The sequence below is a fragment of the Corallococcus carmarthensis genome (genome assembly GCF_003611695.1).
GTDB classification, from domain to species: Bacteria; Myxococcota; Myxococcia; order Myxococcales; family Myxococcaceae; genus Corallococcus; species Corallococcus carmarthensis.
In genome coordinates this window covers 19,852-32,390 of sequence record NZ_RAWE01000104.1, presented here as the reverse complement: position 1 = coordinate 32,390, position 12,539 = coordinate 19,852, and the positions used below count along the sequence as shown (strand labels likewise).

General features: G+C 69.7%; 14 protein-coding genes. 6 read left to right on the top strand and 8 right to left on the bottom strand.

Features of this window, described 5'->3' with window-relative positions:
- A partial coding sequence (locus D7X32_RS25245) for a transglycosylase domain-containing protein (RefSeq protein WP_147450257.1) occupies nucleotides 1-466 on the top strand: 466 nt, incomplete at its 5' end.
- 41 nt (nucleotides 467-507) lie between these two features.
- Here D7X32_RS25245 and D7X32_RS25240 read toward each other — a convergent pair.
- Nucleotides 508-1,449 carry a polysaccharide deacetylase family protein gene (locus D7X32_RS25240; protein ID WP_120605124.1) on the bottom strand — a complete coding sequence of 314 codons (942 nt, stop codon included), beginning with the start codon at nucleotides 1,447-1,449 and terminating at the stop codon, nucleotides 508-510.
- Nucleotides 1,446-1,916 (bottom strand): MauE/DoxX family redox-associated membrane protein, encoded by a 471-nt coding sequence (locus D7X32_RS25235; protein ID WP_120605123.1) that lies wholly within the window; start codon nucleotides 1,914-1,916, stop codon nucleotides 1,446-1,448. The genes D7X32_RS25240 and D7X32_RS25235 overlap by 4 nt, the downstream gene beginning before the upstream one ends.
- Nucleotides 1,917-2,014: 98 nt before the next feature.
- Here D7X32_RS25235 and D7X32_RS25230 point away from each other — a divergent pair, with 98 nt between their 5' ends.
- The gene (locus D7X32_RS25230; protein ID WP_158625756.1) at nucleotides 2,015-2,953 is read left to right on the top strand and encodes a LysR family transcriptional regulator; all 939 of its coding nucleotides are present in this window, start codon (nucleotides 2,015-2,017) and stop codon (nucleotides 2,951-2,953) included.
- Between the two features lie 82 nt (nucleotides 2,954-3,035).
- Here the strand turns inward: D7X32_RS25230 and D7X32_RS25225 are convergent, their stop codons facing one another.
- Nucleotides 3,036-3,620, bottom strand: a complete 585-nt coding sequence (locus D7X32_RS25225) for a hypothetical protein (RefSeq protein ID WP_171449644.1) — start codon at nucleotides 3,618-3,620, stop codon at nucleotides 3,036-3,038.
- Entirely contained in the window at nucleotides 3,617-4,315 is a 699-nt protein-coding gene (locus D7X32_RS25220; protein ID WP_244239166.1) for a hypothetical protein, read from the bottom strand. Before D7X32_RS25220 ends, D7X32_RS25225 begins: the two co-directional genes overlap by 4 nt.
- Before the next feature lie 192 nt (nucleotides 4,316-4,507).
- Here D7X32_RS25220 and D7X32_RS25215 point away from each other — a divergent pair, with 192 nt between their 5' ends.
- Nucleotides 4,508-5,881, top strand: coding sequence for a bifunctional lysylphosphatidylglycerol flippase/synthetase MprF (locus tag D7X32_RS25215; RefSeq protein ID WP_167506510.1), 1,374 nt, complete (start codon nucleotides 4,508-4,510; stop codon nucleotides 5,879-5,881).
- A gap of 1 nt (nucleotide 5,882) precedes the next feature.
- Here the strand turns inward: D7X32_RS25215 and D7X32_RS25210 are convergent, their stop codons facing one another.
- Both D7X32_RS25210 and D7X32_RS25200 read right to left on the bottom strand, forming a co-directional pair.
- Nucleotides 5,883-7,538, bottom strand: a complete 1,656-nt coding sequence (locus D7X32_RS25210) for a hypothetical protein (RefSeq protein ID WP_147450256.1) — start codon at nucleotides 7,536-7,538, stop codon at nucleotides 5,883-5,885.
- Between the two features lie 153 nt (nucleotides 7,539-7,691).
- Nucleotides 7,692-8,243, bottom strand: a complete 552-nt coding sequence (locus D7X32_RS25200; protein WP_120605119.1) for a beta/gamma-crystallin domain-containing protein — start codon at nucleotides 8,241-8,243, stop codon at nucleotides 7,692-7,694.
- A 358-nt stretch (nucleotides 8,244-8,601) separates the two neighbouring features.
- Here D7X32_RS25200 and D7X32_RS25195 point away from each other — a divergent pair, with 358 nt between their 5' ends.
- The 3 genes from D7X32_RS25195 to D7X32_RS46935 are packed head-to-tail and all read left to right on the top strand — an operon-like array spanning nucleotide 8,602 to nucleotide 11,886.
- Nucleotides 8,602-9,912, top strand: a complete 1,311-nt coding sequence (locus D7X32_RS25195) for a cytochrome-c peroxidase (RefSeq protein WP_120605118.1) — start codon at nucleotides 8,602-8,604, stop codon at nucleotides 9,910-9,912.
- Nucleotides 9,913-9,924: 12 nt separating this feature from the next.
- Nucleotides 9,925-11,043, top strand: coding sequence for a metallophosphoesterase family protein (locus tag D7X32_RS25190; RefSeq protein ID WP_120605117.1), 1,119 nt, complete (start codon nucleotides 9,925-9,927; stop codon nucleotides 11,041-11,043).
- 24 nt (nucleotides 11,044-11,067) lie between these two features.
- Nucleotides 11,068-11,886 carry a c-type cytochrome gene (locus D7X32_RS46935; RefSeq protein ID WP_244239165.1) on the top strand — a complete coding sequence of 273 codons (819 nt, stop codon included), beginning with the start codon at nucleotides 11,068-11,070 and terminating at the stop codon, nucleotides 11,884-11,886.
- Nucleotides 11,887-11,931: 45 nt separating this feature from the next.
- On the opposite strand, the gene D7X32_RS25180 is transcribed toward D7X32_RS46935, so the two are convergent.
- Entirely contained in the window at nucleotides 11,932-12,126 is a 195-nt protein-coding gene (locus tag D7X32_RS25180; protein ID WP_147450255.1) for a hypothetical protein, read from the bottom strand.
- 48 nt (nucleotides 12,127-12,174) lie between these two features.
- Nucleotides 12,175-12,387, bottom strand: coding sequence for a hypothetical protein (locus D7X32_RS25175; protein WP_120605115.1), 213 nt, complete (start codon nucleotides 12,385-12,387; stop codon nucleotides 12,175-12,177).
- Nucleotides 12,388-12,539: the final 152 nt, after the last annotated feature.

Genomic DNA, 12,539 nt, shown 5'->3' with positions numbered 1-12,539 from the left:
GCGGGGGGCGTCCACGCTCACGCAGCAGCTGGCGAAGAACCTCTGGCTGTCCTCGGACCGCAGCCTCTTGCGCAAGCTGAAGGAGCTGGTGCTGGCGCACCGGCTGGAAGAGGCGCTGACGAAGCAGCGCATCCTGACGCTGTACCTCAACGTGGTGGAGTGGGGGAACGGCGTGTATGGGATTGAGGCGGGCGCGCGCGAGCACTTCGGCGTGTCCGCGTCCCAGCTCTCCGTGGCGCAGGGCGCGGTGCTGGCCGCGATGCTGCCGTCTCCACGCAAGCGCTCGCCGGCCAGTGGTTCCCGCGCGCTGTGGAAGCACGCGCACCGCGTGGTGGACGCGCTCAAGACGTACAAGCGCATCAGCGCGGCCCAGGCGGAGGGCGCGCACGCGGAGGTGGACCGGCTGCTCGGCCGCGCGCCCGCGGATGACGGGGGCGGGGACGACGCGGAGGACGACGGTTCCTGAGGGGGCGGCCCGGGGAGCCGCCCGGCCAGGATGGCGGCTGCTCAGGTTCCGGCCTGCTCCAGCGTCCAGCGCGCCAGTGCGTCCTTCCGCGCGAACCAGACGCCCGGCTGGCGCTGCGCGTAGCGGATGAACTCCTCCAGCATCTTCACGCGGCCCGGCCTGCCGGAGATGCGGTCGTGCATGCTGATGGACATCATCCTGCGGCGCTCGCCCGCTTCGGCATACAGCGCGTCGAACTCGTTCTTGAGCTCGCTCGCGAACTGGTCGGCGGTGTAATTGCGCGACTCGAAGTTGAGGATGTCGTTCATCCCCAGCGTGTAGGGCACCACCGCGAAGGGCTTGCCCCGCACGTCCACGACGAAGGGCTCGTCCCGGCTCACGTCGTCAATGTGATACAGGAACCCCAGGTCCTGGAGGATCTCCAGCGTCCGGGGCGTGCCGCGCATCCAGAAGGCATTGAAGCCCACCGGCGTCTGCCCCGTGGCTCGCTGGATGGCGCGCACGTTGGCCTCGTAGGAGGCGCGCTCCTCCTCGGGCGTCATGGAGAACTGTGGCGTCCAGGTCTGTCCATGCGCGGCGGCCTCGTGTCCGCGCTCCACGATCTCCTTCGCCAGCGCAGGGTTGCGCTCCACCGCCTGCCCCACCATGTGCGAGGTCACCTGGACGCCCCGCCGCGAGAACATCTCCAGCAGCCGGGGGATGCCCTCCCTCACGCCGTACTCGTACCAGGTGGCCACCGGCAGGTCCGGGTACTTCGCGTCGATGGGCGGGAACGGACTGCTCGCGCCGCGCTCGGGCTGCGCGCCGGCTTCGAACTGGAGCGACAGGGAGATGGCCAGCCGTGCGCCTCCCGGCCAGAAGCCTTTCTTCGCGGAGGCCTTCGGCGTGCCGCGCGCGGGGGCTTCCGCGGCAACGGCCCCCGACACCGCGAGCGCGCCGGCCGCCACGGCGGTCCCAGACAGGAACTGGCGCCGGGTGCTCATGGGGCGCTCCGGGTCGTCGCGGCCGGCGCGGACAGGCGCAGCCGGTCCAGGGCCAGGGCGTTGAAGCGAGCGGTGCCCAGCAGCGCGGCGTAGAGGCCCACGTAGAGCATCTGCACGCTCAACATCTCCCACTCGCTCCTCAGCGCCGTGCCGAACACGAGCGCCAGCATCAGCAGCCCTCCCACCGCGAGCGCCTGGCGCGTCAGCAGCCCCACCAGCACCAGCGCGCCCACCGCCGTCTCCGCGAAGGGCAGCACCCACGCGAAGGGCCGCACCAGCGCCCCGGGCAGCAGGGAGGTTTCGAAGGCCTTCACCAGTCCGTCGGCGAAGGCCCCGGGGCCCCCCACCAGCCGGACCACGCCGTGCAGCAGGATGTTGAGGCCCAGGGTGATGCGCAGCAGGGCGTAGCCGGCCTCGCCGTCGGTGAGGCCGAACAGGTGTCCGGATTCGGGGGAAGGTGTCCGCATGGGTGCTCCTCCAGAGGGGGACGCGGTGGGCGTCCCCGATGCCCATCTCTTGCGCCGGGGGAGCGGGATTGGGAACGTGGTCCCGAGGAACGACGCCTGTGCCCCAGCGGAAAAAGCCGAACCCCCTGCTCTTCGACGAGGTGATGCCGCTGCACGCCTTCGTGCGGGCCGTGGAGGACGGCGGCTTCTCCGCGGCGGCGCGAAGGCTGGGCCTGACGCCCTCCGCGGTGAGCAAGCAGGTGGCCCACCTGGAGTCGCGCCTGGGGGCGCGGCTGCTCCAGAGGACCACGCACCACGTGAGCCTCACGGAGGCCGGCAGCGTCTTCTACGCGCACTGCCGCCGGGTGCTGGCGGAACTGGAGGACGCCGCGCTGTCCGTCACGGCCCTGGATGAAACGCCCCGGGGCCTGCTGCGCATCGCCGCGCCCGCGGTGCTGGGCGAGGTCCACGTCGGCGCGATGGCCGCCGCGTTCCAGGCCGCCCATCCCGAGGTGCGGGTGGACCTGGACGCCAGCGACCGGCTGGTGGACCTGGTGGAGGAGGGCTTCGACGTGGCGATCCGCATCGCGGACGCGCTGGAGGACAGCACGTTGGTGGTGCGGCGCCTCGGCCCGGAGCAGCGCGTCCTGTGCGCGAGCCCCGCCTACCTCCAGCGGCGCGGGACGCCGCGCACGCCAGACGCCCTGCTGGAGCACGACTGCCTGACCTTCAAGCGCGGGCATTCGCCCATGGCGTGGCGGTTCGAAGGTCCTGAGGGCCGACAGAGCCTGCGGGTCTCCGGGCCCTTCCAATCCAACAACAACCTCATCCTGCGGCAGGCCGTCCTCCAGGGACGGGGCATCGCCAACCTGCCCGGCTATCTGGTGCTGGACGACCTGCGCGCGGGCACGCTGGTGACGCTGCTGCCGGAAGCCCCGGTGGCCGGGCGTGGCATCTTCCTGGTCCATCCGCACCGCCGGCTCGTTCCCGCCAAGGTGCGCGCCTTCACGGAGTTCTGTGTGCAGGCCTTCGCGCGCTTCCTCCAGCCTCCTCCGTGAGCGCGACCTCCGGCACCGCCAGCGGTACTACAAGCCGGGCCCCTCGATGGGAGGGCCGTCCCATGGGGGCCCGGCTCCGGCCCTAAAGTCCGCCGACCTCCAAGGCCCCGCCCAGCCCCGGGAAGGTCTTGGTGACGTTGGCGCTGAACACGATGTTCTCCAGCACGATGTTCACCGGCAGCCCGCCCGTGGGCAGGCCGCTGGTCCGCGTGACGGTGTTCTCCACGATGAGCCACACGCGCTGCTTGCCCAGGGCCTGCTTCAGCGCCGGGTTGTCCACGGTGAGCGGCGTGCGGCTGTTGGGCGCGAACGCGCGCGGCGTCAGCAGCAACGTCGACGCCGCGTAGTACGGCGGCAGGTTGGCCTCCGTGTATGTCTTTGGCGTGCCCGGCTCCGCCTGCCCCGTGAAGGACAGCCGCGCGCTCATCTGGAGCGTCAGCGCCTGAGAGGGATTGACCACCGTGAGCGCCGCCTGCACCGTGTTGACGGTGACGACCGACAGGTCCCGCGTCTCCTCCGGCAGGTCCAGCGCCACCTCCGCGTACACCGGCGCCAGCACCGACGTCACCGGCACCGTCTGGGTGAACGGCGCCGTCTCCACGTTGATCTCCGCCGAACACGACGCCAGCAGCGCGCCGGCCGCGCACAGGACGAACCGCCGCATCATCGGAAGCTCCAGGACAGGTCGAAGGTGGGCAGCACCGGCAGGTCCTCGCCCGGGAGCGCCGGGTCGCTCAGGTCCACGTAGGCCGCGCCCAGCGCCAGGCCGAAGTGCTCGCCGCCGTAGCGCACGCCCGCGGCGGCCTTCAGCTTCGCGCCGCCCTTCACGCGCATGCCGCCTTCGGCGATGAGCGACCACGCCCCGGTGAAGTTCCACGCCACCGCGCCGGTGAAGGCCAGGTAGTCGGAGTCGTACCGCGCATAGCGCGCCTCGCCCTGCACCAGCACCGGACCCAGCGACAGGCCATACACGGCATAGAAGGCCGGGCCGGACAGCTCCGGCGTGAAGCTCTGGATGGCGGGCTCCTGCGACTCCACCTCGCCGGAGTACGCCGACGCGCCCACGAAGTGCGTGTAGCGCGCGCCCAGCGCCACCCGGTGCGGCCCGGCGGCCAGCGCCCACCGCAGCCCCAGGTTCGGCGCGAGCAGCGCGTCCGCGTAGAGGGACGTGTCCACGGAGAACCCGGCGAACAGCGGCAGCGCCGTGCGCTGGAGTCCCACCACCGGCGCGTCGATGACCTCCGCCGCGTCCGAGGCGAGCAGCCGCGCGACGTTGGTTCGCACCTGCGCGGAGGCCGCGACCGGCAGCAGGAGCACGGCGAACAGCAACCCGGTGAACGGGATGGGACGGGGTGGGGGCACGGCTCACGGCTCCGGAAAATGCGCGGGACGTCTTCCTGTAGTGCGTGGGAGCGGCCGGATTGGATCCATTCCCCGCGCACTCCACCCGGAGACGGTGCACTTCCACACGTTCCGTCCAGGGAGGGCCCTGTCTCCCCGCGTGGCTTTGGCTGGCGGGGCCGTCCCCTGGGACGTAGTTTGAATGCAAACACCATGGCTGACCCCCGGGACACCTCAGGAGACGCGCGCGAGCGGGTGCTGGCGCTGCTCAAGCATCACGGCTGGAACGCGACGTCCTTCCAGGTGCTGCAGCCGGGCTTCCAGTACTGGTTCGCGCCGGAAGGGGACGGGTGCATCGCCTACGTGGACACGGGCGGTGCATGGGTGGCGGGAGGTGGCCCCATCGCGGCGACGGAGCGCGTGCACGACGTGGTGGAGGCCTTCCACCGGGCGGCCCGGAGCGCGGGCCGGCGCGTGAGCTTCTTCGCCACCGAGTCGCGCTTCTCGAAGCTCGTCCCGTTCGAGGAGCTGCCCATTGGCGAGCAACCCGTGTGGGACCCGGCGGACTGGGACGCGGTGGTGAAGGGCAGCCGCAGCCTGCGCGAACAGCTCCGCCGCGCGCGCTCCCACGGCGTGCGCGTGCGCGAGGTGCCCGCGGAGGTGATGGAGACGGAAGGCCATCCGTTGCGCGCGGCGGTGGAGGTGCTGGCCGAGCACTGGCTGGCGTCGCGCCGCATGGCGACCATGGGCTTCCTGGTGGGGTTGGCGCCGGACGCCTTCGCCCGCGAGCGCCGCGCCTTCGTGGCGGAGGTGGAGGGCCGCGTGGTGGGCTTCCTGTCGGTGACGCCCGTGTACGCGCGCGACGGCTGGTTCCTCCAGGACCTGCTGCGTGAACCCTCCGCGCCCAACGGCACGGCGGAGACGCTGGTGGACGCCGCGATGCGCGCCGCCGCGCTGAACGGGCGCCGGTACGTGACGCTGGGACTGGCGCCGCTCGCGGGCCCGGTGCGGCCGTGGCTGCGGTTCGCACGCAGCGCGGGACGCCCGCTGTTCGACTTCGAGGGCCTGCGCGCCTTCAAGGCCAAGTTCCGCCCCAACCGTTGGGTGACCCTCTACCTGTCGCACCCGAAGGACGAACCGGCGACGTGGGCCATCTACGACGCGCTCCGGGCCTTCGCGCGGGGGAGCCTGGTGAAGTTCGGGCTCGTCACGCTGCTGCGCAGGCCGCGCTTCTTCGTGCGCACGCTGACCGCGCTGCTGATGCCGTGGACGTTGCTGCTCGCGCTGCCCATGAGCGCCCACTGGTTCCCCTCGCCGTGGGTGCAGTGGGGCTGGGTGGCGTTCGACGTGGGGCTCGTCGTGGGCCTGCTCTTCCTCCTGCGCCGCTGGCGTGACGGGCTGGCCACGCTGCTGGGACGGCTCACCACCGCGGACGCATGTCTCACGCTGGTGCAGGCGCTCGCCTTCAACGCCGCCCGCGCGCGAGGACCGTGGGACTGGAGCATCATCGTCGCATCGGTGCTCGCTCCTGCCACCGCGTCCGCCATGCTGCTGCGCTCACGCGACCTGCGTGTCCCCGAGCCCTGACTCAGTGCACGTCCGGGTGGTACTCCGCGAACGCGCCCCGCTTCTCGACCATGTCCGCGACGAGCACCTTCGGCGGATCCATGAGCCTGGCATCCGTCACCGAAGCCGTGCAGGCGAAGCCTCCCACCGGCGTGGGGGCCCCGAGCTGGGTCATGATGGCGCCGCGCTTCGCGGGTGAGATTCCGGAGGCGACCCGGTAGAGCGAGAACGGCTTCCAGCCATGGTTGTAGATGGGCGGCTTCTGCCGGCACAGCAGGTAGGTCCAGGGGCCTGCCGCCACCGGACCCTTGAGCAGGTTGGAGAGCGTGCTCACGTAGTCGGTGCAGTCCGCGGTCGCCATGGGCAGCGACTGGAACGCGGCGACGGCCGTGTAGCTGATGCTGCCGCTGAAGAAGATGAGGTTGTTCAGGGGCGCGCTGTCGGGCGTGGGGAGCGTGCCCGCGAACTCGCGCATCGACGCCAGCTCCGTCCGCATGTTGTCCCAGACCTTGGGCGGGTTCTCGAAGCCGTCCGCGGGCTTGCGCCCGTCGATGCGCTCGCGCGTCTCCGGCATCCCCGTGATGTCGAAGCCGATGAGCTTCGCGGCCGCGGGCTTGGCCTCCGTCCCCACGAGCAGGGGCCCCAGCGCGGCGCGCAGGTAGGGCACCAGGTCCGTGGGACCGTTGATGGCGCCGTCGCCCCACTGCGTGAAGCTGTTGAGCAGCACGTCCCGGTCGATGGTGTAGAAGACGTACTTGATGGGCTGGCCGAAGTGCGTCTGCACCGCCTCCCAGAAGGTGGCGAAGATTTCCCGCAGCCGGGCTTCCCGGGCCTGGAGGTCGCCGATGGCCAGGTCCTCCAGGGAGATGGTGGGCTTGGATGGCGCGGAGCCGACCGTCCCACCCGCGGAGACGAAGTGGTTGCCCGTGCCCTTGGGGTGGTTGAACGTGGACAGGTAGCCGCCGGGGACGCCCTCCGCCTTGATGGCGTTCACCAGCATGCCGCCCCAGCGGTCACTGGCGACGAACCGGGCGGACTGCGAGCCCGCGTCCGAATGGCTGTCGAAGTTGAGGACCATCACGGGGCCGTCCAGCTTGCCGCGCGCCTTCAGGGCCTTCACGGCGTAGAAACCCCACAAGTAGCCCGTGGTGTGGAAGCTGTTGTTGTCGCAGATGGTGAAGAGGGGGAAGCCCACCTCGGGCCGCAGCGCGACGAGCCCGTCGATGAAGGCGTCCATCTGCTCCTTGGGCACCGCCGAGGACTTGTTCGTCTCCGTCGTGACCACGGGCTGCGACGACGAGGCCAGCTCCACCGACGCGGCGATCTTGTTCACCATGGGGACCGGCGTCGGCGGTTTCGGCTCGACCTGCTTCGGCACGACGACGGAGGGCGGGGGCGATACGACCTTCTTCGGCACCGGCGGGGAGACGAGCTTGGGCGGCGGGCTGCCCGTGAACGTGGGCGGCGGGGACGACACCTTCACCACGTTCTGCGTCACCGGCTGTGACGGGGGGCCAGTGGGAATGGAGAACTGCGCCCGGGGCTGGGGCCGGACGGGGGTCGGCGTCACCGTCTTGACGGACGCGCTGCCCCCCTCGGAGACCGTCGTCCCGGAGGCGCACTTGTCACACGTGGCGCCGGGGTAGAATCCTTTATGTGTCGCGCAGTAGCCGGCCATCGCAGGGTCCTTGTCCAGGAAACCCGCGCAGCATAGGGCCCAGCCTCCTGTTTCAAACAGGACGGAGAGCGTTGGACCCCATGCCGGTCCCCTGGGACGTGCCAGCAGCGGGGAGGGGGCAATCCCTTTCGGATATCAAGCCAGCGGAGCGGTCTACCCGGGCATGATGGAGGAGACGGCGTCGTTGTCGAAGAAGCCGTTGGCGCTCGGGTAGTAGCCGTTGTGGCCGGCGCCTCCGGTCGCGGAGACGCTCCACGTGGTGCCCTTGAAGTTCGAGTCCTTATACATCAGCCAGGTTCCGCCCAGGATGATGGCGGAGGACGCCTGGTCGTTGAAGTCGATGTCGCTCAGCGACGCCAAGGAGCCCGTGACGGCGACCATGCGCGCCCCGTAGTTCGAGTCCTGGAAGAGGATGGCCATGTTGGTCCCCTGCACGCCCGGCAGCGGACGCACGGAGGAGATGGAGTCGCCCGAACCGCCCCACGTGCCGGGGCTGCGGTACTCGCCCGGGGTCAGGACGTAGACGGAGCCGCCGTAGTTCGAGTCGCTGTAGACGAGCCAGATGCCGCTCTGGACCTTGATGGAGGACGTCTGGTCATTGAAGCCGTAGTCGTTGCCCAGGTTCGAGGAGCCGCACGTCGTCAGCACGATGCTGCGCCCTTCGAAGTTGGTGTCGCGATACAGGGTGATCTGTGTGTCGGCCATGGTCTTGTCCTTGAGGACTGGGGGTTTGACTGCGATTCACCCGGAGTGCAGTGGCTGTGCCATGGATTGAACTGGGAGGGATTCCCCTGTCATGTGGCTGACTTATCGCCGGACGGCACATGAAACAGGCAGGCGGGAGCGCAGCGCTGCGTGTGCCCGGGACGCGCCTGCGTCCGGCGGGAACATCCCGCTCCGGCGGGTTTTTCGTCGCGGGAACTTCCAATCCCAGACACTTCCCCCTCCCCAACGACCGAGCAACCATTGAACGGTTCGCGCGAGTTGCCTGAAATGCGCCGTACCGGCCTCGGACCGCGCGGATGTCCCGCGGCGACTCCAGAGAACGGGTGGGAGGAGTGTCATGCGGCTGCCTTCGGGCGTCGTCACGGTGCTCGCCGTGGTTCTCAATTCCGGCGTGGGACTGGCAGCGTCTCCACCAACACCGCAGGCGACAGCGACACCGCCGCGGCTGCCGCCGGGTGTCTCCGCGACGCTGTGGCGGCTCGCGGTGCCCAAGGGCTCGGAGCCCACGCCGGAGCGGGTGGCGCTGGGCGAGAAGCTCTTCCGGGAAAAGCGCCTGTCGGTGGACAACACCGTGGCCTGCATGACGTGTCATGAGCCGGAGCTGGGCTTCACCGACGGCAAGCCGCTGTCGGAGGGCGTCAAGCAGCAGAAGGTGACGCGCAACAGCCCCACTGTGCTCAACGCCCTCTTCAACGCCACCCAGTTCTGGGACGGCCGCGCGGGCACGCTGGAGGACCAGGCGAAGCTGCCCATCCTCAACCCGCGTGAGATGGGCATGCCGGACCCGGACACCGTCGTGAAGAAGGTGCGCGGCATCCCCGAATACGTCACCGACTTCCAGAAGGTCTTCGGCCGCGAGCCGAACTTCGACGACCTGGCCGTCGCCATCGCCGCGTTCGAACGGATGCAGTTCTCCGGCGACGCGCGCTTCGACAAGTTCATCATGGGGGACGCCAAGGCGCTCACCGCATCGGAGAAGAACGGCTGGGCGCTCTTCAACGGCAAGGCGCGCTGCAATTCCTGCCACGCGGGCAACGCGGTCTCCCCGCTGTTCAGCGACCAGAAGTTCCACAACGTCGGCGTCGCCGCGCACAAGCAGGACTTCGTCACCCTGGCGCGCAAGGGCGTGCAGGTGGTGCGCACCGGCGACGAGAAGCAGATCGACGAGCTGGCGCTCAACTCGGAGTTCTCCGAGCTGGGCCGCTTCCTCGTCACCAAGCAGGAGAACGACGTGGGCTCGTTCAAGACGCCCACCCTGCGCAACGTGGGCATCACCGGCCCGTACATGCACGACGGGTCGCTCACCACGCTGTGGGACGTGATGGACCACTACAACAAGGGCGGCGTGGCCAATCCCTTCCTCGACGGGGGGATGCAGCGGCTGGGGCTCACGGAGCCTGAAATCGACGACCTGGTGGCGTTCCTCTTCACGCTCACGGACACGAAGTTCGACAAGCTCAACAAGGAGCAGCTGGCGAAGCAGCGCGCCCGGAAGAACACCCGGCCGGAGCGGGACAACGCCATCGCCCTGGGCAAGAAGGGCAACCTGGGCGACCTGGCTCCGAACCCGGACCTGAGCGTGAAGAATCCGGCGGACCTGGGCATCTACGGCGACGTCACCCCGGTGACGACCACCCAACAGCGGTAACGGAGGCGCGCCATGGCCAACAAGTTCCAGAGCATCGAGACGAAGCACTACGCCGAGCGCGAGGCCTTCTTCGAGGGCCTGAAGAAGCTGGACCGCCGCGCCTTCATGCGCGTCGCCGGCATCTCCGCCGGCATCGTGGCGGGCATGGGCAAGCTCACGCCCAACAGCTTCCAATGGGTCAACGTGGCGGAGGCGCAGGGGGAGAAGCCGAAGTTCTCCTTCGCGTACATCTCCGACACGCACCTGTATGAGAACAAGCTCAACGACCGCTTCGTGCGCGCCATCCTCAAGGCCGTGGACGACGTGAACGCGCTGGACCCCCAGCCGGACTTCGTCCTCTTCGGCGGTGACCTGGCGCAGCTGGGCCAGGCCGGTGAGCTCAAGCTGGGCGCTCAAATCCTCAAGTCCGTGAAGGCCCCCATCAAGATGATGGTGGGCGAGCACGACTGGTTCCTGGACATGGGCGAGCTGTGGCGCGACCTGTTCGGCGCGCCCAACTACTCCTTCGACCACAAGGGCGTGCACTTCGTGGTGCTCAACTCCATCCACGAGAAGGACTTCTGGACGGAGCGGAAGCTGTCCCCCATGGAGCGCATGAAGATCGTCGCCGGCCTGGACAATGGCATCCAGTCCCGCTTCGAGGTCGGCGCCGAGCAGCGCCAGTGGCTCCAGAACGACCTGGCCAAGGTGGCGAAGAACACGCCGCTCATCGTCTTCAGCCACTCGCCGCTCTACAAGTATTACAAGCCCTGGAACTTCTGGACCGACGACGCGGACGAGGTGCAGGCCATCCTCAAGCCGTACGAGAAGGTCACCGTCATCCACGGCCACACGCACCAGCTGCTCAGCAACCGCATTGGCAACATCTCCTTCCACGGGATGCTTTCCACCGCGTGGCCGTGGCCGTACGCGCCGGAAGGCCTGCCCGCGCTCACGGTGCCCATGAACCGCGCGGATCCGTTCAGCCAGTTCGACGGCTGCGGCACCGGCCGCATGGACGTGCTGGAGGCGGGGCTCGTGGACAAGGTCTACAACCTCTGGCAACGCGCCCCCATCACCGTGCGCGCCAGCTACCTGGGCTCCAATGGCAAGCAGTCCGCGCCCCCCAAGCCCAAGCTGCCCACCTACTAGGACCGGAAGAGGAAACCCCCTCCCATGAACCTGCGAATGAAGCTGCTCGTGGTCCCGTGCGCGGCCCTGTCCTTCGCCGGCGGCGTGGCGCTCGCCACGTCTCCGGAGCCGAAGCCCGAACCGCTGCCGAAGCACGTCCTGCCCGCGTCGAAGGACGGCAACCTGGTGCTGGGCCTGTGCGACGGTGAGACGTCCATGGAAGTGCCCGGCGTGAAGGACGGCCAGAAGCTCAGCCGCGCCCAGGCCATCACCGCCACCGCGCAGCTGATGGATGACTGGCGCAAGAAGAACCCGGACGCGAACTGGGACGACGTGCCCGGTCCGGTGCTGGCGCAGGCCACGCCCCCCGCCACGAAGAAGTCACCCTCGCCCGCGCCCCAGCCCAACCCCGGCTCGAAGCCCTCGGGCAATGAAGTGCGCCCGGGCGGCGTGGGCGCGGAGACGGGCGCGAAGGCGGTGCCCCAGCAGCAGAAGGTGAACCTCCAGACGGGCCACACCTACGGCGCGTATTCCGAGCGCGACGAGCAGGTGTGGGCGGACTCCGTGCAGGCCGCCGTGAAGGAGGGCCACCGCGTGTTCCACGACGCGGAGGCGCTGGGCGGCACGGTGGGCGTGTCGTGCGACATGTGCCATCCGGACGGCGCCAACACCCACCCGGAGACCTATCCGAAGTACCAGGTGCAGCTGGGCCGCGTGGCGCTGCTGCGCGACATGATCAACTGGTGCATCGAGAACCCGGTGCGCGGCAAGCCGCTGGCGGACGGCGACCCGAAGATGCGCGCGATGGAGGCGTACATCTACGCGCAGCGCAAGGGCGTGAAGCTGGAGTACGGCAAGCACTGACGGTGGCTCGGGCCTCTCACCTGGGGCCCCGGGCGCTTCGTGCGCTCAGGGGCCCAGGGAGAGGTCCAGGGCCGTGTCGGCCGCGCAGAACGGATACGCGAGCAGCAGGCTGTAGGTGATTCGCAGCGGCGTCAGGCGCCGCCGGTCGATGACGCCCTCCGAGGGGCCGCGCTCATCCCGGCGGCGCAGGGACGCGCCTGGCGCGAAGGACACCACCCCCGACACGGGCCATGGGTTCATGGGGGAAGGCATCCAGCGCGCTCGGACCGGGACGCAAGCCGGGCCCCGTCACAGCCGGCTGAGGAGGAAGCGGACCAGGATGAACAGCGCCATCGCGTAGGCGTACCCCAACAGGACGCGCCCGGCGATGCGCTGGGGCGTCGGCTTGCGGGGGGCCGTGTCCTCCGCCGGGGGCGCGTTGCGCTGGTCGCGCATCACCAGAAAGCGCCCCAGCCCGAGCGCGACGATGATGGAGAGGATCACGAGGTCGAAGGCGTCCATGGCGCGGGAGCTTCGGGCCGAGGCCTGCCGGGATTCAAGGCACGAGAGCTGGCCTCCCCCGCCAGCGGCGCACCGCACGAACCTGTCCGACAGTCGGACAGGTTTGGACCGCGTCGGGCGGGAGGCGGACAGCGTGGAGGCCCGGGGGCCTG